At 44.8% G+C, this 308-nt stretch carries 1 pseudogene; it reads left to right on the forward strand.

Features of this window, described 5'->3' with window-relative positions:
* Positions 1-308 (forward strand): annotated as a pseudogene (locus ACYP03_RS25385) (hypothetical protein); the annotation flags it as partial.

Consider the following 308-nt stretch of genomic DNA (forward strand, 5'->3'; position numbering starts at 1 on the left):
ATTCAGCTCCCAATTAATCAACAGATTAGAAGAGCACTGAATCTTTCTACGAAATCAATTGTGCATAATGCGGATGAAATTATTGCCAAAGGAATTGTGCCGAATCTAGGTAAGCGAATGGCAAACGTGGCACATGGCATTTCTGCTGCTAAAGGTGTGGGGTATGTGGGACTTGCACTTGGTGGTGCTAGTGCAGCTAAAAACATACACGATGCCTGCTCAGTTAATGAGAAAGGACAATGCGGTAAAACCTCAACTAGAGAAGTGACAGGCTTCTTGGGAGGCCTGTATGGGGGTACTATTGGTGG

The organism is Photobacterium sp. R1 (assembly GCF_054600795.1).